At 73.3% G+C, this 25,810-nt stretch carries 24 protein-coding genes and 1 tRNA gene; 15 read left to right on the top strand and 10 right to left on the bottom strand.

The annotated features are described in order from the left end of the window. The first annotated feature begins 36 nt into the window (after nt 1–36). Both DDW44_RS02475 and DDW44_RS02470 read left to right on the top strand, forming a co-directional pair. Nucleotides 37–1,047 (top strand): molybdopterin-dependent oxidoreductase, encoded by a 1,011-nt coding sequence (locus DDW44_RS02475; RefSeq protein WP_108905387.1) that lies wholly within the window; start codon nt 37–39, stop codon nt 1,045–1,047. Then, nucleotides 989–1,654 carry a cytochrome b/b6 domain-containing protein gene (locus DDW44_RS02470; protein WP_108905386.1) on the top strand — a complete coding sequence of 222 codons (666 nt, stop codon included), beginning with the start codon at nt 989–991 and terminating at the stop codon, nt 1,652–1,654. The genes DDW44_RS02475 and DDW44_RS02470 overlap by 59 nt, the downstream gene beginning before the upstream one ends. Nucleotides 1,655–1,739: 85 nt before the next feature. On the opposite strand, the gene DDW44_RS02465 is transcribed toward DDW44_RS02470, so the two are convergent. Continuing rightward, nucleotides 1,740–3,137, bottom strand: a complete 1,398-nt coding sequence (locus DDW44_RS02465) for a GntT/GntP/DsdX family permease (RefSeq protein ID WP_108905385.1) — start codon at nt 3,135–3,137, stop codon at nt 1,740–1,742. A gap of 9 nt (nt 3,138–3,146) precedes the next feature. After that, nucleotides 3,147–3,656: a gluconokinase gene (locus DDW44_RS02460; protein ID WP_108905384.1), complete on the bottom strand. Its 510-nt coding sequence runs from the start codon at nt 3,654–3,656 to the stop codon at nt 3,147–3,149. Between the two features lie 156 nt (nt 3,657–3,812). On the opposite strand from DDW44_RS02460, the gene DDW44_RS02455 reads away from it, so the two are divergent. The 4 genes from DDW44_RS02455 (at nt 3,813) to DDW44_RS02440 (ending at nt 8,164) form a co-directional block, all read left to right on the top strand. Continuing rightward, nucleotides 3,813–4,514 carry a FadR/GntR family transcriptional regulator gene (locus DDW44_RS02455; RefSeq protein WP_017945394.1) on the top strand — a complete coding sequence of 234 codons (702 nt, stop codon included), beginning with the start codon at nt 3,813–3,815 and terminating at the stop codon, nt 4,512–4,514. Nucleotides 4,515–4,756: 242 nt separating this feature from the next. Continuing rightward, nucleotides 4,757–6,220 (top strand): amino acid permease, encoded by a 1,464-nt coding sequence (locus DDW44_RS02450; RefSeq protein WP_108905383.1) that lies wholly within the window; start codon nt 4,757–4,759, stop codon nt 6,218–6,220. Nucleotides 6,221–6,452: 232 nt separating this feature from the next. After that, entirely contained in the window at nt 6,453–7,538 is a 1,086-nt protein-coding gene (locus tag DDW44_RS02445; protein WP_017945396.1) for an S-(hydroxymethyl)mycothiol dehydrogenase, read from the top strand. After that, the gene (locus tag DDW44_RS02440; protein WP_108905382.1) at nt 7,535–8,164 is read left to right on the top strand and encodes an MBL fold metallo-hydrolase; all 630 of its coding nucleotides are present in this window, start codon (nt 7,535–7,537) and stop codon (nt 8,162–8,164) included. Before DDW44_RS02445 ends, DDW44_RS02440 begins: the two co-directional genes overlap by 4 nt. Here DDW44_RS02440 and DDW44_RS02435 read toward each other — a convergent pair. The 4 genes from DDW44_RS02435 to DDW44_RS02420 all read right to left on the bottom strand — a co-directional run bounded on the left by DDW44_RS02435 (nt 8,137) and on the right by DDW44_RS02420 (nt 11,651). Next, nucleotides 8,137–9,054 carry an RluA family pseudouridine synthase gene (locus DDW44_RS02435; protein WP_108905381.1) on the bottom strand — a complete coding sequence of 306 codons (918 nt, stop codon included), beginning with the start codon at nt 9,052–9,054 and terminating at the stop codon, nt 8,137–8,139. The two genes, DDW44_RS02440 and DDW44_RS02435, sit on opposite strands and share 28 nt — an antisense overlap. A gap of 243 nt (nt 9,055–9,297) precedes the next feature. Further along, nucleotides 9,298–10,056 (bottom strand): MBL fold metallo-hydrolase, encoded by a 759-nt coding sequence (locus tag DDW44_RS02430; RefSeq protein ID WP_108905380.1) that lies wholly within the window; start codon nt 10,054–10,056, stop codon nt 9,298–9,300. A 147-nt stretch (nt 10,057–10,203) separates the two neighbouring features. Next, nucleotides 10,204–11,190, bottom strand: a complete 987-nt coding sequence (locus DDW44_RS02425; RefSeq protein WP_108905379.1) for a GlxA family transcriptional regulator — start codon at nt 11,188–11,190, stop codon at nt 10,204–10,206. 373 nt (nt 11,191–11,563) lie between these two features. Beyond that, nucleotides 11,564–11,651 (bottom strand) — tRNA-Leu (locus DDW44_RS02420). A 210-nt stretch (nt 11,652–11,861) separates the two neighbouring features. Here DDW44_RS02420 and DDW44_RS02415 point away from each other — a divergent pair. The 3 genes from DDW44_RS02415 (at nt 11,862) to DDW44_RS32305 (ending at nt 14,598) form a co-directional block, all read left to right on the top strand. Continuing rightward, nucleotides 11,862–13,187, top strand: a complete 1,326-nt coding sequence (locus tag DDW44_RS02415) for a M20/M25/M40 family metallo-hydrolase (protein ID WP_018891484.1) — start codon at nt 11,862–11,864, stop codon at nt 13,185–13,187. Nucleotides 13,188–13,432: 245 nt separating this feature from the next. Beyond that, entirely contained in the window at nt 13,433–13,666 is a 234-nt protein-coding gene (chpH, locus tag DDW44_RS02410; protein WP_017945402.1) for a chaplin ChpH, read from the top strand. A gap of 137 nt (nt 13,667–13,803) precedes the next feature. Next, a complete protein-coding gene (locus tag DDW44_RS32305) occupies nt 13,804–14,598 on the top strand; it encodes a chaplin (protein ID WP_108905378.1) in 795 nt (264 codons plus the stop codon). Nucleotides 14,599–14,665: 67 nt separating this feature from the next. On the opposite strand, the gene DDW44_RS02400 is transcribed toward DDW44_RS32305, so the two are convergent. Then, nucleotides 14,666–14,854: a DUF5703 family protein gene (locus tag DDW44_RS02400; RefSeq protein WP_017945404.1), complete on the bottom strand. Its 189-nt coding sequence runs from the start codon at nt 14,852–14,854 to the stop codon at nt 14,666–14,668. A gap of 47 nt (nt 14,855–14,901) precedes the next feature. On the opposite strand from DDW44_RS02400, the gene DDW44_RS02395 reads away from it, so the two are divergent. Beyond that, complete coding sequence (locus DDW44_RS02395) at nt 14,902–15,561, top strand: hypothetical protein (RefSeq protein WP_027733012.1); 660 nt, start codon at nt 14,902–14,904, stop codon at nt 15,559–15,561. Between the two features lie 560 nt (nt 15,562–16,121). On the opposite strand, the gene DDW44_RS02390 is transcribed toward DDW44_RS02395, so the two are convergent. Beyond that, nucleotides 16,122–18,602, bottom strand: coding sequence for a helix-hairpin-helix domain-containing protein (locus DDW44_RS02390; RefSeq protein ID WP_108908708.1), 2,481 nt, complete (start codon nt 18,600–18,602; stop codon nt 16,122–16,124). Between the two features lie 44 nt (nt 18,603–18,646). Then, nucleotides 18,647–19,630, bottom strand: coding sequence for an aldo/keto reductase (locus DDW44_RS02385; protein ID WP_108905377.1), 984 nt, complete (start codon nt 19,628–19,630; stop codon nt 18,647–18,649). Nucleotides 19,631–19,830: 200 nt separating this feature from the next. Here DDW44_RS02385 and DDW44_RS02380 point away from each other — a divergent pair, with 200 nt between their 5' ends. Both DDW44_RS02380 and DDW44_RS02375 read left to right on the top strand, forming a co-directional pair. After that, a complete protein-coding gene (locus DDW44_RS02380) occupies nt 19,831–20,880 on the top strand; it encodes an LLM class F420-dependent oxidoreductase (protein WP_017945408.1) in 1,050 nt (349 codons plus the stop codon). A 301-nt stretch (nt 20,881–21,181) separates the two neighbouring features. Next, a complete protein-coding gene (locus DDW44_RS02375) occupies nt 21,182–21,967 on the top strand; it encodes a hypothetical protein (RefSeq protein WP_108905376.1) in 786 nt (261 codons plus the stop codon). Nucleotides 21,968–22,048: 81 nt separating this feature from the next. Here DDW44_RS02375 and corA read toward each other — a convergent pair whose 3' ends face one another. Then, the gene (gene corA / locus DDW44_RS02370; RefSeq protein WP_018891478.1) at nt 22,049–23,038 is read right to left on the bottom strand and encodes a magnesium/cobalt transporter CorA; all 990 of its coding nucleotides are present in this window, start codon (nt 23,036–23,038) and stop codon (nt 22,049–22,051) included. A gap of 212 nt (nt 23,039–23,250) precedes the next feature. Here corA and DDW44_RS02365 point away from each other — a divergent pair, with 212 nt between their 5' ends. The 3 genes from DDW44_RS02365 (at nt 23,251) to DDW44_RS02355 (ending at nt 25,429) form a co-directional block, all read left to right on the top strand. After that, a complete protein-coding gene (locus DDW44_RS02365) occupies nt 23,251–23,958 on the top strand; it encodes a histidine phosphatase family protein (RefSeq protein WP_018891477.1) in 708 nt (235 codons plus the stop codon). 86 nt (nt 23,959–24,044) lie between these two features. Continuing rightward, complete coding sequence (locus DDW44_RS02360) at nt 24,045–24,635, top strand: DUF3090 domain-containing protein (RefSeq protein WP_017945412.1); 591 nt, start codon at nt 24,045–24,047, stop codon at nt 24,633–24,635. Further along, nucleotides 24,599–25,429, top strand: a complete 831-nt coding sequence (locus DDW44_RS02355) for an SCO1664 family protein (RefSeq protein WP_208647926.1) — start codon at nt 24,599–24,601, stop codon at nt 25,427–25,429. Before DDW44_RS02360 ends, DDW44_RS02355 begins: the two co-directional genes overlap by 37 nt. The last annotated feature ends 381 nt before the right edge of the window (nt 25,430–25,810 follow it).

Below are 25,810 nucleotides of genomic sequence, written 5' to 3'. Positions count from 1 at the left end.
CTGGATCCCGGCGGCCGCGGGTGCTCGAATCGAAGGGTGAACGAAACCACCCCGCCCCCGGGTTCGGCCTCCTCCGGTCCACCGGACCCGGCCGCGCCGCATGCCCCGGAAGCGCCGGCGGACCCGGGCACGTCCCGGGCGACGGGCCTCCCGCCGGCCCCGGCACCGGACCCGGCACCGGACCCGGCACCGGACGGGGCACCGCCACCGGCCGCTTACCCGGCCGCTGAGCCGGCGCCGGCGGCCCCGGGCCCGGCTCCAGCACCGGCACCGGCACCGGCACCGCACGCGACACCGGCCCCGGCCCCGACGCCGACACCGCCACCGGCCGCGGACCCGGACGCGGAGGGTGCGCCCGTCGGGCGGCGCACGGTACTCGCGGTCCTGGGCCTCGGCGCCGCCGGCGTCGCCGCCGCGCCCTGGCTCCAGCGCGGCCTCGAAGGGTTCCTCGGTTCGGTCGCCGGCTCGGACCCGACGAAGCTCACCGGCCTGCTGCCGGGCGGCGGCGGCTTCCGCTACTACTCGGTCGCCGCGTCCGTGCCCCGCAAGACCGCCGCCGACTACCGGCTCACCGTCGGCGGACTGGTCGAGCGGCCCGCCGAGTTCACCCTCCGCGCCCTCCGCGCACTGCCGCAGACCCGTCTGGTGCGCGACGTGCAGTGTGTGACGGGCTGGCGCGTCCCCGACACCCCCTTCGAGGGCGTCCGGCTGTCGGAACTGCTGGACGCCGTCGGCGTCCGGCCGGAGGCCGGGGCGGTCCGGTTCACCTGCTTCGACGGCGTGTACAGCGAGAGCCTGACCCTCGACCAGGCCCGCCGCTCCGACGTCCTGGTCTGTCTGCGGATGCGGGACGAACCGCTCTCCCACGCGCACGGCGGCCCGGTGCGGCTGTACGTCGCGCCCATGTACTTCTACAAGTCAGCGAAGTGGCTCTCCGGGATCTCCCTGACCCGGGACGTGCGCCCCGGGTACTGGGAGGAGCGAGGCTATGACATCGACGCCTGGGTCGGCCGGTCGAACGGCCGCGACGACACCCCCACCGCCTGAACCCCCCGGCCGCGTCACGCGGTTCAGCCCCGCCGAACGCCTGGTCCACCGCGCCACCGCGGCGCTGATGCTGCTGTGCGTCGCGACGGCCGCATGCCTGTACGTGCCGGTGCTCGCCGAACTCGTGGGCCGCCGCCGCCTCGTGGTGACCCTGCACCAGTGGTCGGGACTGCTGCTCCCGGCGCCGTTCCTGCTGGGACTGGCCTCCCGTCCGTTCCGGAGGGACCTGCGGCGGCTGAACCGCTTCGGCCCGCACGATCGCGCCTGGCTGCGGGCCGCGCTCCGCCGCCGGCGCGGTCCCCGGGACCGCCCGGCCGGGAAGTTCAACGCCGGGCAGAAGCTGTACGCCGCGTGGATCGCGGGCGCGGTGCTGGTGATGCTCGGCACGGGCCTGCTGATGTGGTTCACCGACCTCGCCCCGCTGGTCTGGCGCAACGGCGCGACCTTCGTGCACGACTGGCTGGCGCTGACGATCGGAGTCGTACTGGCCGGGCACATCAGGATGGCGCTCGCCGACCCGGAGGCACGCCGTGGCATGCGCTCCGGGTCGGTCGGGCGCCCCTGGGCCCGCCGGGAGCACCCGCTGTGGGACCCCGACCGGGACTGACCGCCGCCACCGGCGCGGCAGGCGGGAATCTCCCCTCTGAAGGGCCCTGAAGGGCCCTGAAGGGCCCTGACGGAGGGACCGGACGTCACAGCACGAGGGACAGCAGCAGCACGAGGACGATGCCGACGACCGAGATGATGGTCTCCATCACCGACCAGGTCTTCACCGTCTGGCCGACGTTCATCCCGAAGTACTCCTTCACCAGCCAGAATCCGGCGTCGTTGACATGGCTGAAGAAGAGCGAGCCGGCACCGATGGCCAGCACGAGCAGGGCCGACTCCGCGGTGCCCATGTCCGCGGCGAGCGGGGCGACCAGACCGGCCGCGGAGATCGTCGCCACGGTCGCGGAACCCGTCGCCAGCCGGATCGCCACCGCGATCAGCCAGGCCAGCAGCAGCGTCGGCACGGCCCAGTCCGCGGAGAGGTCCAGGATCATCCGGCCGACGCCGAGGTCGATCAGGGTGGTCTTGAAGCCACCGCCCGCGCCGACGATGAGCAGGACACCGGCGATCGGGGCGAGCGACTTCTCCACGGTGGTGCCGATCCGCTCCTTGGAGAAGCCGGCGGCGCGGCCCAGCGTGAAGATGCCGACGATCACGGCGGCGAGCAGCGCGATCAGCGGGGAGCCGATGACCGCGGTGACCCGCTGGAGCGGGTTCCCGGGGTCGTCGACGACGATCTCGACCAGCGCGTGGGACATCATCAGCGCGACCGGCAGCAGCACGGTGAAGACCGTGGCGCCGAAGCCCGGGCGCTGGTCCGGGTCCTCGGTCGCCCGCGGCGGGATCATGCCTTCGGGCGCCTCGATGTCCACCCAGCGGGCCGCGTACCTGGAGAACAGCGGACCGGCGATGACGACGGTGGGTATCGCGACGACGAGGCCGAGCGCCAGGGTGACGCCCAGGTTCGCGCCGACGGCGTCGATCGCCACCAGCGGGCCGGGGTGCGGCGGTATGAGGCCGTGCATCACGGAGAGTCCGGCGAGGGCCGGGATGCCGATCCGCATCAGCGAGTAGCCGCCGCGCCTGGCGACCATCAGCACCACGGGGATCAGCAGGACGATGCCGACCTCGAAGAACAGGGGCAGGCCGATGATCGAGGCGATCAGGACCATCGCCCACGGCATCGCCCGGCCGCCCGCCCTGGCGAGGATGGTGTCGACGATCTGGTCCGCGCCGCCGGAGTCGGCGAGCAGCTTGCCGAGGATCGCGCCCAGCGCGATCAGCACGCCGACACCGGCGACGGTGGTGCCCAGTCCGGTGCTGAACGACACGATGGTCTTGTCCAGCGGAGCGCCGGCGAAGGCGCCCAGCGCCAGCGAGCCGATGGTCAGCGCCAGGAAGGCGTGCACGCTGAAGCGGGTGATGAGCACGACGATGACGGCGATTCCGGCGAGTACCGCGATGCCGAGCTGGGCGTCGCCCGCCGAAGTGATCGGTTCGGTGGCGTCCGCTGCCAGCATCTCGACGCTGAGACGGGTCAAGGTGTTTCCTCAGTTCTCGAGCCGGCGCAGCGCGGCGACGGCCCGCTCGGTGATTTCCTGGGGGGAGCCGGCGACGTCGACGGCGACGCCGGCCTCGTCGCCCTGCAGGGGCTGCAGGGTGGCGAACTGCGAGTCGAGCAGCGCGGTGGGCATGAAGTGGCCCTTGCGCTCGGCCATCCGGCGCTCGATCAGGGCGCGGTCGCCGGTCAGATGCAGGAACTCGACGTCCGGGGCGGCGGCCCGCAGGCGGTCCCGGTAGGTCCGCTTGAGCGCGGAGCAGGCGACGACACCGCCGAGGCCGGTCCTGCCGTGCGCCCACCGGCCGATGGCGTCGAGCCACGGCTCGCGGTCGGCGTCGTCCAGCGGGACGCCCGCGGACATCTTGGCGATGTTGTCCGCGGGATGGAAGTCGTCGCCCTCGGCGTAGGGAACGCCCAGTGACGCGGCGAGCAGGGGACCGATGGTGGTCTTGCCGGTCCCTGCCACGCCCATCACCACGACGACGTGGGGGGTGCTCATGGATGGGTGCCTCGCTGTCCTCGTCGACATCGGCCCGGACGCCGGCCGGACGCCGGGCCGTGGGCTACTGAAACCTATGAGGTACGACGTATTCAAGAGTCTGAGATGTAAACGTCATACTTTTTCTCCCCGGGCGTGCCCCCGTACCCTTGGGCCATGACCACAGAGGGCCACGGGCTGCACACCCACGTACTGGACAGCCTCGGCCTGGCGATCACCGCGGGTGAGTACCCGCCCGCGAGCGTGCTGCGCACCGACGAGATCGCCCGGCGCTTCGACGTCTCGCGCACCGTGGTCCGTGAAGTGGTCCGGGTGCTGGAGTCGATGCACCTCGTCGAGTCCCGGCGCCGCGTCGGGGTGACGGTCCGCCCGGCCGACGAGTGGAACGTCTACGACCCGCGCGTCATCCGCTGGCGGCTGGCCGGTGCCGACCGGCCCCGCCAGCTGCGCTCGCTGACCGTGCTGCGCTCCGCCGTCGAGCCGGTCGCCGCCGGGCTCGCCGCGCGCAACGCCACGGCCGTGCAGTGCGCCGCGCTCACCGAGTGCGCCCTGGGCATGGTCGCCACGTCCCGCGGCCATCAGCTGGAGGGCTACCTCCGGCACGACATCGCGTTCCACCGCATCGTGCTCAGCGCCTCCGGCAACGAGATGTTCGCCCGTCTCGGCGACGTCGTCGCCGAGGTGCTCACCGGCCGCACCCACCACCGGGTGATGTTCGAGAACCCGGACCCGGCCGCCGTCACCCTCCATGTCCGGGTCGCCGAGGCCGTTCGCGAAGGCGACGCCGACCGTGCCGAGCGGCTGACCCGGGAGATCGCCGCCGGGGCCCTCCAGGAGCTGGACGTACTCGCTCCCTGAAGGTCAGGGCTCCTTTGATGCGGCGAGATGACCTTGCTTCATCTTGTCGCAACCTCTGAAATACCTCAGATATGTGTCTGAGTGAGGTTCGCCACTGCCAAAATCCCAGGGCAGCCCTGACCATAGGGTGTCGGGTCGTCTGTGCCCGCCCGGCCTCGCCGCGGTGACCTTCGTCCACACCGCAGAAAGGCCGCCGGAGGACCTCCGGCACCGCACATCCCCTCACGAAGGCGAACATCTACATGAGTGACCGCACCATGACTGCGGCCGACACGCCCGTCGCCCCCACCCCGGCGACCGGCACCCCCCACGTGGACGCCGGAGACGCCGGGTACCGCAAGGACCTCAAGTCGCGGCACATCAACATGATCGCCATCGGCGGCGCCATCGGTACGGGCCTCTTCCTGGGAGCGGGCGGCCGGATGGCCAGCGCCGGCCCGTCGCTCTTCATCGCGTACGCCCTCTGCGGCGTCTTCGCGTTCTTCGTCGTCCGCGCGCTCGGCGAGCTGGTCCTCTACCGCCCCTCCTCCGGGGCCTTCGTCTCCTACGCGCGTGAGTTCATGGGCGAGAAGGGCGCCTTCACCGCCGGCTGGCTGTACTTCCTGAACTGGTCGACCACCGCCATCGCGGACATCACCGCCGCCGCGGTGTTCGCCCACTACTGGGCGGCCTTCAGCGACGTCCCGCAGTGGGTCCTCGCGCTGATCGCCCTCGCGGTGGTGCTCACCGCCAACCTCATCTCGGTGAAGTACTTCGGGGAGATGGAGTTCTGGTTCGCGATCGTCAAGGTCGGCGCACTGGTGCTCTTCATGCTGATCGGCATCTTCCTCGTGGTCACCCAGCACGAGGTCGGCGGCCACACCCCGGGCCTGTCCACCATCGCGGACAACGGCGGCGTCTTCCCCGGCGGTGTCATGCCGATGCTGCTGCTCATCCAGGGCGTCGTGTTCGCCTACGCCTCCGTCGAGCTGTGCGGCGTCGCCGCCGGTGAGACCGAGAACCCCGAGAAGATCATGCCGAAGGCGATCAACTCGATCATGTGGCGGGTCGGCATCTTCTACGTCGGCTCCGTGGTGCTCCTCTCGCTGCTGCTGCCGTACACGGCCTACACCGGCGACCAGAGCCCCTTCGTCACCGTCTTCAACAAGCTCGGCATCCCCGGCGCCGCGAGCATCATGAACCTCGTCGTGCTCACCGCCGCACTCTCCAGCCTCAACTCCGGCCTCTACTCCACCGGCCGCATCCTGCGCTCCATGTCCCTGTCGGGTTCCGCGCCGAAGTTCACCGGAGTCATGAACAGGGGCGGCGTCCCGTACGGCGGCATCCTGCTCACCGCGGGCTTCGGCGTCGTCGGCGTCTTCCTGAACTACGTGATGCCGGGTGACGCCTTCGAGCTGGTGCTGAACTTCGCCTCCATCGGCATCATCGGCACCTGGGGCATGATCATGGTCTGCTCGCTGCTGTTCGTGAACCGCTCCAAGGCGGGCCTGGTCGGCCGGCCGTCCTACCGTCTGCCCTGGGCCCCCTGGACCCAGCTCGTCACGCTGGCCTTCCTGGCCTCCGTCCTGGTCCTGATGTGGATGGACGGCGGCATCAGCCGCACCACCGTCAACTGCCTGCCGCTGATCGCGCTCGCCCTGGTCGCCGGCTGGTACGTCGTCCGCAACCGGGTCCGGCGGATCGCCGCCGGGGACCGGGACGCCTGATCCGCCGGGGCGCCGCACGGCACCCCCCGGCGCGTCCCGCCGGGCCGCCCCGAGCCCGGGGCGGCCCGGATGCCGCACGAGCCCGATGCCGCACGAGCCGGACGCCCCTTCGGCGTCCGGCTCGCGCCGGCTCGCGCCGGCTCGCACGTACCGCGCCCACCGCACGCCGGAGGCCCACCGCACGCCATAGTGGGGGACGACGTCCACTGCGCGACGAAGGGCAGGTCTGGCAATGCCGCAGCAGGTGCAGGGTGTGATCGCACCCGGGAAGAACGAGCCGGTGCGGGTCGAAACGATCGTCGTCCCCGACCCGGGACCCGGGGAAGCCGTGGTGAAGGTGCAGGCCTGCGGGGTCTGCCACACCGATCTGCACTACAAGCAGGGCGGGATCAACGACGACTTCCCGTTCCTCCTCGGGCACGAGGCGGCCGGCGTCGTCGAGTCGGTCGGCGACGGGGTGACCGAGGTCGAGCCGGGGGACTACGTGGTCCTCAACTGGCGCGCCGTGTGCGGCCGCTGCCGCGCCTGCTCCCGCGGACGCCCGTGGTACTGCTTCGACACCCACAACGCCCGGCGGAAGATGACCCTCACGGACGGCACCGAACTGTCGCCCGCCCTGGGCATCGGCGCGTTCGCCGAGAAGACCCTGGTCGCCGCCGGCCAGTGCACCAAGGTCGACCCCGCGATCTCCCCGGCCGCGGCGGGCCTGCTCGGCTGCGGCGTGATGGCCGGCATCGGCGCCGCCGTCAACACCGGACAGGTCGGCCGGGGCGACTCCGTCGCCGTCATCGGCTGCGGCGGAGTCGGCGACGGGGCCGTCGTGGGCGCGCGGCTGGCCGGGGCCACCACCGTCATCGCCGTCGACATCGACGACCGGAAGCTGGAGACCGCGAGGACGATGGGCGCCACCCACACCGTCAACTCCCGTACCGGCGACCCGGTGGAAGCCGTCCGCGGGCTGACCGGCGGCTTCGGCGCGGACGTCGTGATCGACGCCGTCGGCCGGCCCGAGACCTACCGGCAGGCCTTCTACGCCCGCGACCTCGCCGGCACGCTCGTCCTCGTCGGCGTCCCCACCCCCGACATGAAGCTGGACCTCCCGCTCCTCGACGTCTTCGGCCGGGGCGGGGCGCTCAAGTCCTCCTGGTACGGCGACTGCCTGCCCTCCCGCGACTTCCCCATGCTCGTCGATCTGCACCTGCAGGGGCGGATCGACCTCGACGCCTTCGTCACCGAGACCATCGGACTCGGCGACGTGGAGAAGGCCTTCGCCCGTATGCACGCCGGCGACGTACTCCGCTCGGTGGTGGTCCTGTGACCGCCCGCGTGGACCTGCTGGTCACCTCCGGCACCTTCTCCCTCGACGGCGGCACCTGGGAGGTCGACAACAACGTCTGGATCGTCGGTGACGACGAGGAGGCGATCGTCGTCGACGCCGCCCACGACGCCGACGCGATCATCGCCGCCCTCGGCGGCCGGACCCTGCGCGCCGTCGTCTGCACCCACGCGCACAACGACCACATCGACGCGGCCCCGGCACTCGCCGACGCCACCGGAGCGCCGGTGCTGCTGCACCCGGACGACCTCCCCCTGTGGAAGCAGACCCACCCCGGCCGCGCCCCCGACGGCGAACTCGCCGACGGGCAGACCCTGACCGTCGCCGGCGTCGCACTGACCGTCCTGCACACCCCCGGCCACGCACCCGGCGCGGTCTGCCTCCACGTCCCCGAGCTGGTCACCGTCCTCACCGGGGACACCCTCTTCCAGGGCGGCCCGGGAGCGACCGGCCGGTCGTTCTCCGACTTCCCTACGATCATCGACTCGATCCGCGGCAGGCTGCTCACGCTTCCGCCGCGGACGCTGGTCCGCCCGGGGCACGGCGAGACGACCACCATCGGCGCCGAGGCGCCGCACCTTCAGGAGTGGATCGACCGCGGCCACTGAGCCAGCCGGCGGCGGCTGCCGAAGAACCGCCGCTCACCGGTGAAGGGGTCGGTGAACTCCAGCGTCCGCGCCAGCAGTTGCAGCGGGCGGGAGAAGTCCTCCGGCCCCTCGGGGAGCACCGCCGGATACAGCGGGTCGTTCAGGATCGGCAGCCCGACGCCGTTCATGTGCACCCGCAGCTGGTGGGTACGGCCGGTGGCCGGCAGCAGCCGGTACCGGCCCAGCCCGCCCCGCCGCTCCAGCAGCTCGATCCGGCTCTCGCTGTTCGGCTCGCCCGGCACCACCCGCGCCGCGGGCACCCCGCGCTCCTTCTCGATGCGGCTGCGTACCGTCACGGGCAGCGCCACCCCCGGGTCGTACGGGGCCACCGCCTCGTACTCCTTGCGCACCCGGCGGTCGCGGAACAGCGTCTGGTACGCGCCCCGGTCCCCGGGACGCACGACGAACAGCACGAGCCCCGCGGTGAGCCGGTCCAGCCGGTGCGCCGGCTGGAGTGCGGGCAGCCCCAGCTCGCGCCGCAGCCGGGCCAGCGCGGTCTCCGTGATGTGACTGCCACGCGGCGTGGTCGCCAGGAAGTGCGGCTTGTCGGCGATCACCAGCCGCTCGTCGCGGTGGACGATCCCGACCTCGAACGGCACCGGGACCTCGGGCGCGAAGTCGCGGTGGAACCAGACGCAGCGCCCGGCGGTGTACGGCTCGTCCGCGGTGAGCGGACCCTCCGTACCGACGAACCGCCCCTGCCGCAGCATGGCGTCCACCCGCCCGGCGCCCACCGTCCCGGCGAACCGGTGGACGAGGTGGTCCCGCACGGTGGGCCAGGCCCCGTCCGGGTCCGCGGGCAGCCGGAGCCGCACCGGGTCGATCCCGTCCCGCTGCGGCAGCGGAGCCACCGGCGCCGCCCGTCGTCCGCGTCCCACAGCTCCCGCACCTCGTCCCCGTACCGGCCGGGGCGCGCCCCCGGCACCAGCAAGAAAGGATTCCGTCCCCGGCACCGGCAAGAAGGGTTTCCGTCCCCGGTCGGCCAGCCGGTCGGCCACCCCGGTCGGGGCACCCGGACGGCGCCTCGGGCTACGCCCAGTCTGCCCGGACCCGTGGGTGAACGCGTACCGGGGGGTGGGCCCGGGCGGCCGTGGTCAGACCGCTTCCGTCTCCGTACGGGTGGGGAGCCGCCCGGCTGCCGCGAGCCGGGTCAGCCGCCTGTGCTCCCGGGCCGCCCAGCGCCGGACCCGGTCGGGCTCCAGCGGGGTGCCGTGCCCGACGTGGAGCCTGGTGGGGTCCAGGTCGAGCATCCTCCGCAGACTGGCCAGGTTGTGCAGCGGATCGTCGTGGAAGGGAGGGTTGGCCGGTCTGCCGGGGACGAGTCCCATGAAGGAGTTGGCGACCAGGTCGCCTGCGACGAGGTCTCCCCGGCCGGTGAGGACGGAGATCGAACCGGCGGTGTGCCCGGGGGTGGGCATGATCCGCGCGTCGATCCCGAAGTCCTCCAGGTCCGTCTCGCCCCGCACCAGTACGCCGGGTTCGAGCGGTTCCGCCTTCAGGTGCAGCTTCCTGCTCCTCGCCATGAGGCGGCCCATCGGACCGGTGGGCAGATAGGGTTCGCGGGCCCGGCCGCTGCGGTAGGGCCCGAGGTCGGCGATGTGCCCCGCCACCGGCGCTCCGGTCAGGCGGTGGAGTTCGGCGGCGGAACCGAAGTGGTCGATGTGGCCGTGGGTGATGACGATCAGCGACACGTCGGTCGGGTCCACACCGTGTGCGGCGATCTGATCGCGGATCCTTCCGCCGCTGCCGGGTGTACCCGCGTCGACGACGACGGGCCGGCGGCCCAGCAGCAGGTAGGCGTTGATGCTGTGCCGGCCCATGACGGGGATCGGGACGACCTTGGTGGGGGACACGGGCTTCTCCCTGGTTGATTCCTGGCGTGCCGCCGGTGCGGGCAGGACGGCCCTCCGTGCGGCGGCGGTCCGCGGCACGGCCGGGGACGGGGTGGGTCGAGGTGGGGCGGTCGGTGGGGCGGTCGTTGGCGTGGCGGTGCTCCGAGGTCAGCGGAAGCGGCGCCGGTACTCGGCGGGGGTGGTGCCCAGGCGACGCCGGAAGGAACGGTGCAGGCTCTCCACGGAGCCGAGGCCGCTGACGGCGGCGATCTCCGGCAGGCCGTGGTCGCCGTCCTGGAGCAACCGGCGGGCTTCCTCCAGCCGGACGGACTCGACGTAGGCGGCCGGGGTGGTGCCGGTGCGCCGGCGGAACAGCCGGGAGAAGTGGCGCACGCTCAGGTGCAGCCGGGTGGCCAGGGCGTCGGCGGACAGATCCTCGGTGAGGTGCTCGCCGATCCACGTACGCAGGTCGTCGAAGCGGTCGCCGGGAGCGGCCGGCACCGCGAGCGGCACACTGAACTGGCTCTGGCCCCCGGCGCGTTTGACGTACATGACCATCATCCGGGCCGTGGCCAGGGCCAGTTCGGGTCCCCGGTCCTCGGCGACCATCGCCAGCGCCATGTCCATCCCCGACGTGATACCGGCGCAGGTCCACAGCCGGCCGGCCCGGATGAAGATCGGGTCCGGATCGACGCTGACCCGCGGATGGTCGGCGGCCAGCCGCGCGGCGGTCACCCAGTGGGTCGTGGCGGAAAGGCCGTCCAGCAGGCCCGCAGCGGCCAGTAGGTGTGCGCCGGCGCAGACGGAGCCGATCCGGTGGGGCCCGGGCTCCGCTTCACGCAGCCGGTCGAGCCAGTCGATGATCCCGCGGTCGAGCACCGGCTCCACCTGGTGGCCCTCCACATGGACCGCTCCCGCCACGAGCAGGGTGTCCACGTCGCCGATCACCTCGTCCAGCGTCAGGTCGGCCAACAGCCGGATGCCGCTGGAGGTGGCCACCGGTTCACCGTCGGCTGTCGCGATCCGGACGGTGTAGCCGGATCGGCCGTTGCCGCCGACTCGTGCGGCGACCGAGAAGACCTCGGCCGGACCCGTGACGTCGAGCAGTTCGACACCCGGAAAGGCGGCGATGACGACCCTGTGCGGTGGGAGCATGCGTCAATCGTTTCCGCTCGCCGCGGTGGCCGCAATGACCATGTTCTGTCAGATCCGGACACGGGTGGACGGTCGGGCCCCCGGCCGGCCAGCGAGCGGCGATCCCATGGGCACCGTCGGTCTCCTGGTCAGGCAGCCGGTCCCTGCCGCCCCGGCCGCGCGGCCGGTCCCGGCCTCTTCGGCCGCGCGGACCGGCCGCCTCCGGTGCGGCGCCGGCCCAGTCCGTCGTCCCCGGTCCGGGCCCGGGGCCCGCCCGGCCGCCGGTCACGCCACCGCCGGAAACGCCCAGCCGGAACAGCCCGCCCAGCCGGAACAGCCCGCACTGCCGAAACAGCCGAAAAGCAGAGAACCCCACATGAAGTGGGGTTCTCACTGGTGTCCGAGGGGGGACTTGAACCCCCACGCCCGATAAAGGGCACTAGCACCTCAAGCTAGCGCGTCTGCCATTCCGCCACCCGGACAAGGTGTCCGTCTCCCGGCCGCAGGCCGTTCCGACGTGGAAAACCATAGCAAACATTCGACGTGCCCGATCACCCCCTGCTCCCGGGCCGGGGAGCCTCCGGCGGTCCCCGGCCACGGTGCACGGGCGCCGTCCGGAGCCGCCCTTGGGGAGCGGCCCCGGGCGGGGCAGGATGTGGAGGACCACCAGAGCGACAGCGGGAGGAATCAGCGTGAGCGAGACGGACACCGCCCGGAAGGTCTCCGGCGAGGACGAGGTCGTCGATCTCTGCCGCGATCTGATCCGGATCGACACCAGCAACTACGGTGACCACTCGGGACCGGGCGAGCGGGCGGCCGCCGAGTACGTGGCGGAGAAGCTCGCCGAGGTCGGTCTGGAGCCCAGGATCATCGAGTCGCACCCGGGCAGGGCCTCCACCGTGGCCCGGATCGAGGGCGAGGACCCCTCCCGCCCGGCGCTGCTCATCCACGGCCACACCGATGTCGTCCCGGCCGACGCCGGCGACTGGACCCACCACCCGTTCTCCGGAGAGATCGCCGACGGCTGCGTCTGGGGCCGGGGCGCGGTGGACATGAAGGACATGGACGCGATGACCCTCGCCGTCGTACGCGACCGGCTGCGCAGCGGCCGCAGGCCGCCGCGCGACGTGGTGCTGGCGTTCCTCGCGGACGAGGAGGCGGGGGGTACGTACGGCGCCCGCCACCTGGTCGACCGGCACCCCGACCTGTTCGAGGGCGTCACCGAGGCGATCGGCGAGGTCGGCGGCTTCTCCTTCACCGTCAACGAGAACCTGCGGCTCTACCTCGTCGAGACGGCCCAGAAGGGCATGCACTGGATGCGGCTCACGGTCGAGGGCACCGCCGGGCACGGGTCCATGACGAACCACGACAACGCCATCACCGAGCTCTGCGAGGCCGTCGGCCGGCTGGGCCGGCACACCTGGCCGGTACGGGTGACCAAGACCGTGCGGTCCTTCCTGGACGAGTTGTCGGACGCGCTGGGCACCCCGCTCGATCCCGAGGACATGGAGGCGACCCTCGCCAAGCTCGGCGGCATCGCCAAGATGATCGGGGCCACGCTCCGCAACTCCGCCGCGCCCACCATGCTGGGCGCCGGCTACAAGGTGAACGTCATCCCCGGACAGGCGACCGCGCACGTGGACGGGCGCTTCCTGCCCGGTCACGAGGAGGAGTTCCTCGCCGATCTCGACCGGATCCTCGGCCCCCGGGTCCGCCGCGAGGACGTCCACGCCGACAAGGCGCTGGAGACGAGCTTCGACGGCGACCTCGTGGACGCCATGCAGTCGGCCCTCCGCGCCGAGGACCCGATCGCCCGGGCCGTGCCGTACATGCTCTCCGGCGGCACCGACGCCAAGTCCTTCGACGATCTCGGCATCCGCTGCTTCGGCTTCGCGCCGCTGAAGCTGCCGCCGGAGCTGGACTTCGCCGGCATGTTCCACGGAGTGGACGAGCGTGTTCCGGTGGACGGCCTGAAGTTCGGCGTACGGGTGCTGGACCGCTTCCTCGACGCGAGCTGAGCCTGCCCCGGCGCGGGCCGAGCCGGCGGCGCCGCGTCCGGGGCCCGGCGCGGGCCCCGGCGCGCGTCCACCCCGCCCGCGGGCGGGGTGGACGCGCGGTGCGGAAACGTGACGCGGACATTCGTCCGTGCGTGCGCATGCGACTGAGAAGAGTGAATGGGCTCATACGCTAGTAGCCCCATTAGCCCCTCCTCGTTACAGGTGTGCGGTCCGCAGCTGGGATCGCTTACCAACGAGGAGGAATAATGATCAAGAAGGTCGTCGCCGTCGCGGCTGCCACCGGTGGCCTGGTTCTCGCGGGTGCGGGCATGGCCGTCGCCGACTCCGGTGCCCAGGGTGCCGCCGTGAACTCGCCCGGCGTGCTCTCGGGCAACGTCGTGCAGGCGCCCGTCCACGTGCCGGTGAACGTCTGCGGCAACACGATCTCCGTGATCGGTCTGCTGAACCCGGCCTTCGGCAACGTCTGCGTCAACGACTGACGTTGCGACTTGCCCCTGTGAGGGATTGACCCGGCGGCCCCGGAGCGCACGCCGTGCGCTCCGGGACCGCCCGCATTGACCCCGCTCCCGGGCACCGAGCCCGGGGCAGTCCGGAAGTCAGAAGGCAGGAACCAGCTATGCGACAGGTCACGCGCAAGGGCCTGATCACCGTGGCGGCCGCGGGCGGCGTGCTCGTCCTCGGCGGCGGCTACGCACACGCGCACGGAGGCGCGGGCGCCCACGGCGGCGCCTCCGACTCCCCGGGCGTGCTCTCCGGGAACTCGGTCCAGGTGCCGGTCCACGTCCCGGTCAACGTCTGCGGCAACACCGTCAACGTCATCGGCGCCCTGAACCCCGCGTTCGGCAACAAGTGCGCCAACACGTCGGAGAACGGCGGCGGCGCGCACGCGGAGGGCGGCACGGCGAACTCCCCCGGCGTCGCTTCCGGCAACAGCGTCCAGGTCCCGGTCCACGTGCCCGTGAACGTCTGCGGCAACAGCGTCAACGTCATCGGCGCGCTGAATCCGGCGTTCGGCAACGAGTGCAGCAACGGTGACGACGGGAACAACCCGGGAGAGCCCGGTGAGCCCGGTGAGCCCGGTGAGCCGGGGGAGCCCGGTGAGCCGGGGGAGCCTGGTGAGCCGGGAGAACCTGGTGAGCCCGGGGAGCCGGGAGAGCCGGGTGAACCTGGTGAGCCGGGGGAGCCCGGTGAGCCCGGGCAGCCGGGGACGCCCGCCGAACCCGGATCGCCGGGCACGCCGGTGGAGCCCACCACCCCGAACACCCCGGGTGCCCACACCGTCACACCGCCCAAGGCCACCGACGAGCTCGCCCGAACCGGCGCCGGCTCGCTCGGGCTGGGGGCCTCCGCGGCCGCCGGTCTGCTGCTCGGCGGAGCGGTCCTCTACCGCAAGGCTCGTGCCTCCGCGTGACGGAACGGCAACGCAACGGAGCGGGCCCGCGATCGCGGGCCCGCTCCGTACATCGAGCGGCAGGTGCTCACCAGGTGGCACGGACCTGACGGATGATGCGACGGCGGAGCCGTACGCGGCGGCTGCCGTCACGGAGCAGAGTCAGCCTGTCCAACTCCCAGTGTCCGTACTCGGCATGGTCGGTCAACAAGCGGGTGGCCTCCGTACGGGAGACCCCACGAGGCACGTGCACGTCGACAAATTCGTATTCCGGCATCGCATCTATTGTGCGGGCACGGGCCGAGTACGGATAGCGTCTGCACTATGTCTGATGCTTCCGCTCCTGCGCAGCCCACGGCTGCCGAGGTCCGCGCCGCCGCCGAGGCGGTCAAAGCCGCGCTGGACCGCCACCTCGAAGCGGTCGAACGCCGCACGGGAGAGGACGACCCGGCGGTGTACGCGGCCTTCAACGCCCTTGCCGCCGCGGCCGAGGCGTACGACGAGCGGCTCTACGACCGCTACGACGAGGTCACTCCGTTCGAGATCCCCGGCGCGGACGACTCCATGCCGCCGTACACGGGACCGGACGAACCGAACGCGCTGAGTGTCCTCATTCGCCGTGACTACGCCGTCGTGGAGCCGCAGCGGCTGCTCGCACAGGCCCAGCGGATCGCGGACCTCGACAGGGACGAGACCGCGGACGACACCTCCGCGGCCGTCGTGGGAGCCAGCGTGCACGCCGCGCTCGGGGTGCTGTTCGGCGAGTTCGAGCCGGACGAGATCGCATCGCGGCACAAGGAGTTCGGTCTGGAGGAGGGCGACTCCACCCTGTGGGTCTCCGCCGCCGACGAGCTGCCAGAGCCCGGTGAATGGCTCAGCACGCCCTTCGACCAGGCGGATCCGGAGCGCGTCGTCTGCCGCTTCGACGTCAGCGCCGTCTTCGACGAGGAGGACCTGGACGAGGGCGACCTCGACTCCGCGTAGCGGGAACCGTTCGGAGCGGAGCGAGAGGCGCCGTACGACGACGGAGGTCCGGTCCGTCCCGGCGCGCGGGTGGCGGTCGCCCCGCGCCGCCGAGCGGGACCACGGGTCTCCGCACGGCGCCTCTCGCCGTGCCACGGCATCGCTGTCCCGCCCGTGTTGTGACCCGGCCGCCGCCGGGCGCGCGAGGAGCGGGCCGGGCATGCCGTCCCGGCGGCGCCGGGCAAGCCGTCCCCGGAGATGCCCGCTGCTGCCGCCCCGCGCCCTGCCGCGAACCGGCTGACCGGCTGCCGCCGGCGCCGCACACCCGGCCGTGGCCCCCCGGCCCCCGCTCCGCGGACGTGCCGTGGCGGCCGGGGAGCCGTGGCCGTCCGAAGTGCGGGCCGCGCGGCGCCGGTGCCGCGCGGCACCGGCGGTTGCGCATACCCGGGGCCTGCCCTGCGCCGGACATGGCCTGGCATCCCGGGGTGGCGGCACCACTTACGCCACCTGGGTGTTCTGTCCGGGGAGGGTGTGGACGGGTGGCGCGGCAGAGGCCTCTCCGGAACGGGGTGGCGGTCCGCTCAGCCGGAGGAACCCCCGGCTTCGCCGGGCGGGAGCAGCCCTTCCAGTAGCGAGCGCAGCCGTGTCGTCCGGACCTCGGACGGGATCTCCGCGACCGCGCGCGGCAGTGCCTGCTCCATGCCGTGGACCACGGAGAGATGGCGTTCGCCGCGGCTGAACGCGGTGTAGACCCACGGGCGGTTCAGGCCCTGGGCCGCGTCCCCCGGCAGCACCACCACGACCGCGGGCCAGCGCATTCCGGCCGCCTGGTGCGCGGTGATCGCCCAGCCGTGCCGCAGTACCGACGCCACCGGGTCCTGCGGGACGAGGACGGCGGTGCCCTCGCAGTCGACGCGCAGACCCTCCGCGTCGGCCGAGACCACCGAGCCGGTCAGGGTCCGCCCGGGGGCGGGGGAGTAAGTGACGCGGTCGGCCGGGTCGAAGCCGCCGAAGCGGCCGGGACCGGGGTTGAACCGCTCCTTGAGCGCCGTGTTCAGCGCCCTGGTGCCCGCGGAGCCGCCATGGCCGACCGTGATGACCTGGGTCTCGGCCGGCGGCACCCCGATCGCCCGCGGGACCGAGTCGGCGACCAGCTGGACCGTACGGTGCACGGCCTCGCCCGCGTCCCGAACCGGAACGATCACCACCTCCTTGCCGGGGGCGTCGACCCGGACGAGTTCGCCGACGCCGATCCCGGAGACCAGCTCACCCAGTGGCCCGGGGTCGGGCGTGCGGGAGGCGACGACCGGGCACACCCGGGCGGCCAGCACGTCGGCGAACACCCGTCCCGCGCCCGCGGACCACAGCACACCCGGGTCCCCGCTCAGCACCAGCCGGCAACCGTCCGGCAGGGACTCCACCAGCGCGGCCGCGGTCTCGACATCGAGCTGCGGCGCGTCGAGGACCGCGAGCAGATCCACGGCCAGTGCGCCGTCGCCGTCCCGGCCGGGGCCCTCCGCCCCGGAGAGCAGTCCCTGCACCGTGACCGCGCCGCCGCCCGTCCTGCGCCGCCCGTTCTCGCTGTGCACGGCGGCGACCGCGCGCAGGCCGAGGGAGCGGGCGGCCGCGACCAGTGCGGCCGGCTCGGCGCGGGCCGTCTCGCCGCCGGTGTGCGCGACCAGGCCGTGTCCGGCGGCGGCGCGGATCAGCTCCGCGGCCGACGGCGATCCGGCAGCCCCGGCCGCGTCCTCCCACGACGCCGGCTGCGCGGTCCTGACCAGCCGGGCAAGACCGTCCGCGAGGCTCTCCTCCGCGAGGGCGTACCGGTCCAGGCCGAGCAGGACCGGGACCGGCTCCCGCAGCCCGGCGGGCTCTTCGTCCTCCTGCGCCTCGTGCCCGTCGGCCGTTCCGGCTTCCTCGGCCTCCGCCGGCCCTCCGGCGGCGTCGACGCCGTCCTGGAAGACCAGCACGGCCCCCTCGGCGACGGCGTGCCGCAGCGCCTCCCCGGGGTCCGGCACGGAGTACCCGTCGAGCGCCGTGCGCACCGTCGCCGACTCCAGTGCCGTGTGGCCCCGGAGTGCGGCGCGCTCCAGCAGCCAGCCCACCAGCGCCGCGGCCCGCCGGCCGTCGTCCGGCCGGCACTCCGAGCCGAGCAGCGCCCGGGCGAAACCGTCCGCCTGCTCGGGCTGCACCCCGGGCACCGCCAGCAGCCGCCAGGGGTCCTCCCGGAGGGCGTCCGCGGCCTGCTCTCCCAGCACCCCGGCGACCCGCGTGGCCAGTCCCTCCGGCGCACCGCCCGACACCAGGACCTCCAGAACGGCCTGCACCGTGCCCGGACCGGGCTGCCTCGGGGCGGGCTCGGGCATCGGCACCCGTGGCCTCCCGGGCCCGGCCAGGGACGTCGGGGCGGGTTTCCGCGGCGCGGCGGACGCCTCGAAGAACGTGCCCGACGGCGTGGCGCCGCTCTCCACCGCCCGCACCGCCGCCAGCAGGTCGGCCGCGGTGCCGCTCAGCTTTCCGCCGGCCGCGATCGGCCCTGACTTCCCGGCCTTGCGCTTCTCGATCCGCGACCGCAGTTCCTGCTGCGCCGCCAGCTCCGCCTGGGCCTCGGACAACTCGGAGCCGCCGCCGGTGGCCCCGGTCTCGGCCACGCCGGACGTCTCGTCGCCCAGGGACCCGTCCGCTCCGCCGTCCTTCCCCCTGCCCGCGGGCTGCCCGGCTTCCGCTCCCGCCGCCTCTTCGTCCGCCGTCGATCCGTTCGCCGCTTCCCCGTCCGCCGTCGCTCCGCTCGCGGCCTCGCCGGGCACCCCGTCCGGGGCCGTCCCGGCACGGCTCGCCGCCGCGCCGGCGGGCGTGCCCGGCCCGGAGCCCCCGGCCGAGGAGGCCTCGCGCCCGGATTCCGGCCGGGAGCCGCCGACCACGGGCTCCTCGGCCGCCGCGTCCCCGTGCCCGGAGTGCTGCCCCGAATGCTGCCCGGCGTGCTGCCCGGAGTGCCCGTGCCTGGACTCCCTGGCCACGGGGTCCTCGGTCGCGGCGCCGCCGTGCCCGGAGTCCTCGGCCACGGGGCCCTCGGAGGGGGTGCCGGGGCTCGCCCCGGGAAGCGCAGTCACAGCGTGCTCCAGTCCTGGTCGGGATAGCGGTGCACGGGGGCCGAAACGTCGTCCAGCGCCCGGCGGATCTCGTCAGGAAGACTAAGACCCTCCACTGACAACGCCTGCGTGAGCTGCTGCGCGTTGCGGGCGCCGACGACGGGCGCCACCACGCCCGGCCGGTCGCGGACCCAGGCGAGCGCCACTTCCAGGGGGGTCGCCGCCAGCCCGTCGGCGGCCGTGGCGACCGCCTCCACGATGCGCGTCGCCGACTCGTCCAGATAGGGCTCCACGAAGGCCGCCAGCTGCTCCGACGCCCCGCGCGAGTCCGTCGGCGTCGCGTGCCGGTACTTGCCCGTGAGCACCCCCCGGCCCAGCGGTGACGACGGCAGCAGCCCCACGCCGAGGTCGAGTGCCGCGGGCAGCACCTCCCGCTCGACGCCGCGCTGCAGCAGCGAGTACTCCATCTGCGTACCGGCGAGGCGGGTCCGCGTGCCCGGCGCCGCGAGCTGCCAGGTGGCGGCCTTGGCGAGCTGCCAGCCGCAGAAGCCCGACACCCCCGCGTACCGCGCCCGGCCGCTGCCCACCGCGATGTCGAGCGCCTGGAGGGTCTCCTCCAGCGGCGTGTACGGATCGAAGCCGTGGACCTGCCAGAGATCCACGTGGTCGGTGCCCAGCCGCTCCAGCGAGGCGTCCAGGGCCGCCAGCAGATGGCCGCGCGAGCCGTCGTACCGCCGCGACGGGTCGAGCACGCTGCCGGCCTTGGTGGCGATGACCAGGTCGCGCCGGGGGACCAGCCGCTCCACCAGCTGGCCGAGCAGGTACTCGGCCTCGCCGCCGCCGTAGACATCCGCCGTGTCGACCAGTGTGCCGCCCGCCTCCCAGAAGGCCTTCAGCTGGTCGGCGGCGTCGTGCTCGCCGGTGTCCCGCCCCCAGGTGAGGGTGCCGAGCCCGATCCGGGACACGCGCAGACCGGTACGGCCGAGATGCCTCTGCTCCATGGGCGCGAGATTACTGGCCACGGCCCCACCCGGAGCGACCCTGTGGACAACTCGCCCGCGAAGCCGTCAGCCGCCCACCCCCTGACGGGACGCCGCTCCCCGCGCTAGAGTCCCGACCCAGGACGTTACTCGTCGGTAAATCGGCACATCCGACGTGGTGCGGTACATCCGGAGCAGTGCGGAGCGGTAAGGGGAGCGGTATGCGGCTGGGCATCAACCTCGGTTACTGGGGCGCGGGCATGGACGGCGACAACCTCGCCGTGGCCCAGGAAGCGGACCGCCTCGGCTACGACGTCTGCTGGGCGGCCGAAGCCTACGGATCCGACGCGCCGACCGTGCTGTCCTGGGTCGCCGCGCAGACCGAGAGGATCGACGTCGGTTCGGCGATCCTGCAGATCCCCGCCCGTCAGCCCGCGATGACGGCGATGACCGCCGCCACTCTGGACTCGCTGTCCGGCGGACGATTCCGCCTCGGTCTCGGCGTCTCGGGACCGCAGGTGTCCGAGGGCTGGTACGGCGTCACGTTCGACAAGCCCCTGGCCCGCACCCGCGAGTACGTCGAGATCGTCCGCAAGGCCATGACCCGCGAGCGCCTGACCTACGAGGGCGAGCACTGGACGCTCCCGCTCCCCGGCGGTCCGGGCAAGCCGATCAAGCTGACCGTCCACCCCGAGCGCGAGCGGATCCCGCTGTACATCGCCGCCATCGGCCCGAAGAACCTGGAGCAGACGGGCGAGATCGCCGACGGGGCGCTGCTGATCTTCCCGTCCGCCGACCACCTCGAGGACACCGCGATCCGGTACATCCGCGAGGGCCGCGAGAAGGCCGGGAAGACGATGGACGGCTTCGACGTCTGCCCCACCGTGCCGCTCGCGGTCGGCGACGACGTCCGGGCGCTGGCCGACACGTTCCGCCCGTACACCGCGCTGTACGTCGGCGGCATGGGCAGCCGCAAGCAGAACTTCTACAACCGGCTGGCCCAGCGCATGGGGTACGAGAAGGAGGCCGCGGAGATCCAGGACAAGTACCTCGCCGGGGACAAGGCCGGGGCGGCCGCGGCCGTGCCGCACGAGCTGATCGACTCCACCGCGCTGCTCGGCACCGTCGACCGGATCGCCGACCGCATGCGGGCCTACGCCGCCGCCGGCGTGACCACCCTGACCCTCGCTCCCGCCGGCTTCACCCTCGACGAGCGGCTGAGCGCTCTGCGGGCCGGCACCGAGGCCCTGGAGCGGGCGGGACTCGCGTAGCCGGCATCCGTTCCGGGCCCGCGTAGCCGGGCGCCCGGAGCCGGACATGCCTGCGGCCGTGGTGGGGGCTCGGGGTCATCCCCGCCACGGCCGTCACACGGTCTAACGCCTTACCCCGTCTCCGGTCACGCCCGGACCTCCGCGGACAGGCCCGTACGCCCTCCCGAGTGCCCCGGGCGACCGTGTGCTCCCTCTTTCGGCGGAGTTGTCCAGGTCACCTGTTGCCTGACTGCCTGGTCCGCATTTGACTCGTTCTCTGCGGACGCCCGTCGCCCACGGGTGCCTCACGGAGGTGGCAGTGATGCTCTCGGCCCGAAGTCTCTTCCAGGAGATCCTGGAGAACGACGATTCCTACCGGCTCTTCTGCTCGATCGCGGCCAGTGGCGAGGCCCAGGGCGGCTGGGAGAACGGCCGTATCGCGGCGCTCGTCCCCGACAGCATGCGCGGGCTCGCGCCGAAGATCGCCCGGCATGGCGCGGACGAGGACAAGCACGGCCGGATCTTCAACGCACTGCTGAAGAAGCGGGGTCTGGAACCGGTCGACGTGCCTCCCGAGACCGACTACACGATGCTCCTGGAGAAGCAGGGCATCGGACTGGCACACGAGAAGCTGCGCCGCGACGAACGGCTGACCGAGCGGGACATCGTGGTCTACCTCTCGCACAGCCGGGTCACCGAGCAGCGCGCCGCGGACCAGATGGACATGCTGGTCAAGTTCTTCGGGGAACACCCCGAGGTCGGCAAGGCCGTCAGGCAGATCTGCCACGACGAGGACAACCACCTCGCCTACTGCCACGAGGAACTGCTCCGTCTCGCCCGCGCCGGGCACGGCCGCGCCATCCAGGGCACCCTGCGCGAGTGCGCCCTCACCGAGATCGCCGTCCACCGGGACGTCAGCCTCGCCGTCATGTCCCACATGGGGCGGATCCTGAACTGGCCCGGGGTCAAGTCGGCGGCGCTGGCGGCCGGCATCCACGCCGTGTACGCCTTCGAACGCGCCGGTGGCTGGCGGCGCATGGTGTCGCTCCGGATGCCCGAGCGGCGCGACGCCCTCGGCGGCCCCGCGACCGCGGCCCCCGTCGTCTGAGACCGTCACGTCCGGGGCCGCTCCGGAGGCCGCCGCGCCCCGGCCGTGCGGGCCGCGACGCGGGGGACCGGTGCGCCGCTGCTACAGCCAGCCCCGGCGCTTGAACAACCGGTACAGCCCGAACACCACCAGGGCCATCAGCACGATCGCCGCCGGATAGCCCCACTCCCGGCGCAACTCGGGCATGTACTCGAAGTTCATGCCGTAGATGCCGGCGACCAGCGTCGGCACCGCCGCCATGGCCGCCCACGCCGAGATCTTGCGCATGTCGTCGTTCTGCCGGACGCCCGTCTGCGCGAGGTGGGCGGACAGCACGTCGGACAGCAGCCGGTCCAGGCCCTCCACCTGCTCGTTGGCCCGTGTCAGATGGTCGTGGACGTCGCGGAAGAACGGCTGGGAGTGTCCGTGCACGAACGGCACCGACCCCCCGGCGAGCCTGGCCATCGGCGCGGCGAGCGGCCCGGTGGCCCGCCGGAACTCGAGCACCTGCCGCTTGAAGCCGTAGATCCTGGCCGCCGTGTGCCGGGTGTCCCCGTCGGGCGCGAAGACGGCGGCCTCCAGGTCCTCGAGGTCCACCTGGAGCTCGGCCGCCACCTCGATGTAGTGGTCGACGACGGCGTCGCTCACGGCGTAGAGCACGGTCGTCGGGCCGTGCCGGAGGATGTTCGGGTCGGCCTCCAGCCGCTGCCGCACGGTCCGCAGGGGGGCACCGTCCCCGTGCCGCACCGTCACGACGAAGCAGTCGCCGACGAAGACCATCACCTCGCCGGTGCCGACCGTGTCCGACTCCGGCTCGTACACGACGGGCTTGAGGACCACGAACAGCGAGTCGTCGTAGACCTCCAGCTTGGGCCGCTGGTGGGCCTTGAGGGCGTCCTCGACCGCCAGCGGGTGCAGGCCGAACTCACTGCTGACGCGGCCGAACTCCGCCTCGTGCGGTTCGTGCAGCCCGATCCACAGGAACGTGTTCTCGGACGCACGGGCCAGGGCCAGCGCTTCGGAGAGGTCCTCGGGGCCGTCGGTCCGGCGGCCGTCCCGGTAGATGGCACAGTCCACGATCACGGCGGGCATTCTGCCGCTCCCGCGCCCCACGCGCACTCCGGGCGGCACGTGCGGCCCGGGGCACCGCTCGGTTCAGGTCGGGCGAACCGCCGGTCGGCCGTGCGGGCGGCCGGCCCTGCGTGCGTGCGGGCCTGCGTGCGTGCGGCCGGGCCGGTGGGAGCGCCGGGGAGCGCTTGCGGCGGGAGGTCCGTCACCTGGACACAGCCCCTAGGCTGGCCGGCATGGCCACGTTGATCCTCGTACGGCACGGACGTTCCACCGCCAACACCGCGGGGGTGCTCGCCGGCTGGACGCCGGGCGTCGCCCTCGACGAGCGCGGTACCGCGCAGGCGGCCGCCCTGCCCGCCCGGCTCGCCGGGCTGCCCCTCGCGGCCGCGGTCACCAGCCCGCTCGAGCGGTGCCGCCAGACCCTGCAGCCGCTGCTCGACGCACGGCCGGGCCTCCCGCTCCACAGCGACGAGCGGATCGGCGAGTGCCGTTACGGAGACTGGTCCGGCCGCAAGCTCGAGGAACTGGCGGGCGAGCCGCTGATGGAGGTCGTCCAGCGGCACCCCGCCGCCGCGGCCTTCCCCGGCGGCGAGTCGATGCGGACCATGCAGAACCGGGCCGTCGACGCCGTACGCGACTGGAACGCCCGGATCGAGCAGGAGCACGGCGAGGAGGCCGTGTACCTCATGTGCTCCCACGGCGACATCATCAAGGCCGTGGTGGCGGACGCCCTCGGCATGCACCTCGACCTGTTCCAGCGGATCCACGTCGAACCGTGCTCCGTGACGGCGATCCGCTACACCCGCCTGCGGCCGTTCCTGCTGCGGCTCGGCGACACCGGTGACCTGGACTCCCTCCGCCCGCGCGAGACCGCGCAGGAGCCCCGCGAGGGCGGTGACGACGGGACGGCGGTGGTCGGCGGCGGCGCGGGCGCACCGTGATCGCCGGGAGCAGTAGGGTGGACGGGCCGAAACCCGGAAGCCCGCTTCCGGCACCGAAGAACCTCTGAATCCCTAGGGAGCAGGACGTGACCCGTCAGGTGTTCCTGTACGACCCGCCGGAGCGATTCGTGGCCGGTACGGTCGGGCTGCCTGGACGTCGTACGTTCTTCCTGCAGGCTTCCGCAGGGGGTCGGGTGACCAGCGTCGCGCTGGAGAAGACCCAGGTGGCCGCGCTTGCCGAGCGGATGGACGAACTGCTGGACGAGGTGGTGCGGCGAACCGGGGGCAACGCCCCCGTCCCCGCCGTCGCCCCCACCGACGTCGCCGACACCGCGCCCCTCGACGCGCCCGTCGAGGAGGAGTTCCGGGTCGGCACGATGGCGCTCGCCTGGGACGGCGAGGAGCAGCGCATGATCGTCGAAGCCCAGGCGCTGGTGGAGCTGGACGCGGACTCCGAGGAGGACCTCGCGGAGGCCGAGGAGAGGCTGCTGCAGGACGAGGAGAACGGTCCGCCGATGCTGCGCGTGCGGCTGACCGGCGCGCAGGCGAGGGCCTTCGCCAAGCGCGCGCTGGACGTCGTGAACGCGGGAAGGCCGCCGTGCCCGCTGTGCAGCCTGCCGCTCGACCCGGAGGGACACGTATGCCCGCGCCAGAACGGATACCGCAGGGGAGCGTGACCACGCACGACGGCGTCCTGGAACTGCTCACCCGGGGCGAGATCACCGTGCGCGGCCGTATCCGCGAGGCGTCCAACGCGGCGCTGTACTGCTCCGTCGCCCTCGACGGCCGGGAGGCGCACTGCGTCTACAAGCCCGTCGCCGGGGAGCGCCCGCTGTGGGACTTCCCGGACGGAACGCTGGCCCAGCGCGAGGTGGCCGCGTACGAGCTGTCCGAGGCGACGGGATGGGGGCTGGTGCCGCCCACCGTGCTCCGTGACGGGCCGTACGGAGAGGGCATGTGCCAGTTGTGGATCGAGGCCGACCCGGCCCGGTCCCTGCTCGCACTCGCCGACGGCGACGAACCCGGGGACGGCTGGAAGGCGGTCGGCCTCGCGGAGGTCGGGGAGGGGCGCACGGCGCTCCTCGTCCACGCGGACGACCCGCGGCTGCGGCGGCTCGCCGTGCTCGACGCGGTCATCAACAACGGGGACCGCAAGGGCGGTCATCTGCTCCCGGTGGCGGACGGACGTCTGTACGCGATCGACCACGGCGTCACCTTCCACGTGGAGGACCGGCTGCGGACCCTGCTGTGGGGCTGGGCGGGGGAGCCGCTGACCGAGGAGGCCCTCGCGGCCCTGGAGACCCTCGACGCCTCCCTCGATGGCCGGTCCGCGCTGGCCGGGCGGCTGGCCGAACTGATCACCCGGGACGAGGTGTCCGCCGTGCGGAGCCGGGTCCGCGCCCTGCGCAGGAGCGCCCGCCACCCGGAGCCGGCGGGCAACTGGCCCGCGATCCCGTGGCCGCCCGTGTAGGCCGGCGATCCCGCCGGAAGCCGGCACCCGACCCCGGCGGGCGCGCCGGCCCGACGGTGACGGCCCGCCGCCCGGCCGGTCGGGCGGTCCGGCCGCCGAGCGGTCACCGCCGCGTCGTGGCGTGGCCGGAAAGGGCCGCCGGGCAGACCGCGGCGCCCCGTGCCATCCGATCCCCGACCCTGGGCCGCCGAGGGGGAAGGACCGCCCGGCAGAGCCCCGCTCGCACCGGACGTACCCGGGTGATGCGGCAACTCCGCGAGGTGCCGTGCGGTCGCGCCGCGAGCCGGTGAACCCGCCCGGTGACCGCACCGGCCGGGCGCAAGAGTGCCCGACCGGCCAAGAGCGGGTGTCCGGTTCGTATCCGGAACCGGCATCCGGTTA

The organism is Streptomyces tirandamycinicus (assembly GCF_003097515.1).
In the GTDB taxonomy this organism is placed as follows: Bacteria; Actinomycetota; Actinomycetes; order Streptomycetales; family Streptomycetaceae; genus Streptomyces; species Streptomyces tirandamycinicus.
The sequence above is the reverse complement of the archived record's forward strand: the minus strand, read 5'-3'. Positions and strand labels throughout refer to the sequence as shown.

Coding starts and splice junctions, on each gene's coding strand:
- DDW44_RS02470 (WP_108905386.1), top strand. CDS start 989: ATGACATCGACGCCTGGGTCGGCCGGTCGAACGGCCGCGACGACACCC.
- DDW44_RS02460 (WP_108905384.1), bottom strand. CDS start 3,656: ATGAGCACCCCCCACGTCGTCGTGGTGATGGGCGTGGCAGGGACCGGC.
- DDW44_RS02455 (WP_017945394.1), top strand. CDS start 3,813: ATGACCACAGAGGGCCACGGGCTGCACACCCACGTACTGGACAGCCTC.
- DDW44_RS02450 (WP_108905383.1), top strand. CDS start 4,757: ATGAGTGACCGCACCATGACTGCGGCCGACACGCCCGTCGCCCCCACC.
- DDW44_RS02445 (WP_017945396.1), top strand. CDS start 6,453: ATGCCGCAGCAGGTGCAGGGTGTGATCGCACCCGGGAAGAACGAGCCG.
- DDW44_RS02425 (WP_108905379.1), bottom strand. CDS start 11,190: ATGCTCCCACCGCACAGGGTCGTCATCGCCGCCTTTCCGGGTGTCGAA.
- chpH (WP_017945402.1), top strand. CDS start 13,433: ATGATCAAGAAGGTCGTCGCCGTCGCGGCTGCCACCGGTGGCCTGGTT.
- DDW44_RS32305 (WP_108905378.1), top strand. CDS start 13,804: ATGCGACAGGTCACGCGCAAGGGCCTGATCACCGTGGCGGCCGCGGGC.
- DDW44_RS02400 (WP_017945404.1), bottom strand. CDS start 14,854: ATGCCGGAATACGAATTTGTCGACGTGCACGTGCCTCGTGGGGTCTCC.
- DDW44_RS02395 (WP_027733012.1), top strand. CDS start 14,902: ATGTCTGATGCTTCCGCTCCTGCGCAGCCCACGGCTGCCGAGGTCCGC.
- DDW44_RS02385 (WP_108905377.1), bottom strand. CDS start 19,630: ATGGAGCAGAGGCATCTCGGCCGTACCGGTCTGCGCGTGTCCCGGATC.
- DDW44_RS02380 (WP_017945408.1), top strand. CDS start 19,831: ATGCGGCTGGGCATCAACCTCGGTTACTGGGGCGCGGGCATGGACGGC.
- DDW44_RS02375 (WP_108905376.1), top strand. CDS start 21,182: ATGCTCTCGGCCCGAAGTCTCTTCCAGGAGATCCTGGAGAACGACGAT.
- corA (WP_018891478.1), bottom strand. CDS start 23,038: ATGCCCGCCGTGATCGTGGACTGTGCCATCTACCGGGACGGCCGCCGG.
- DDW44_RS02365 (WP_018891477.1), top strand. CDS start 23,251: ATGGCCACGTTGATCCTCGTACGGCACGGACGTTCCACCGCCAACACC.
- DDW44_RS02355 (WP_208647926.1), top strand. CDS start 24,599: ATGCCCGCGCCAGAACGGATACCGCAGGGGAGCGTGACCACGCACGAC.